Source organism: Streptococcus sp. IMAU 99161, assembly GCF_014435245.1.
GTDB lineage: Bacteria > Bacillota > Bacilli > Lactobacillales > Streptococcaceae > Streptococcus > Streptococcus lactarius.
In genome coordinates this window covers 1-210 of sequence record NZ_JAAPAW010000015.1, presented here as the reverse complement: position 1 = coordinate 210, position 210 = coordinate 1, and the positions used below count along the sequence as shown (strand labels likewise).

1 pseudogene is annotated in these 210 nt (G+C 46.2%); it reads right to left on the bottom strand.

Features of this window, described 5'->3' with window-relative positions:
• Nucleotides 1-210: pseudogene (locus HA044_RS09280) on the bottom strand (transposase); the annotation flags it as partial.

Genomic DNA, 210 nt, shown 5'->3' with positions numbered 1-210 from the left:
TGGATGCGTACGCGGTTCATAGCTCGGCTGAGATGCTGGACAATGTGAAAGCGATCCAGAACAATCTTAGCATTTGGGAGTGAAACAGTCTGGGGGACTGTTTCAGCCTGAGCCTAGAAATTCGAAAGCGAAGTTTCTGGCAATATCGTAGTAGGGACTAAACATGTCCATGGTAATGACTTTCACGCGACTTCTTGTCTCTCTAGAATA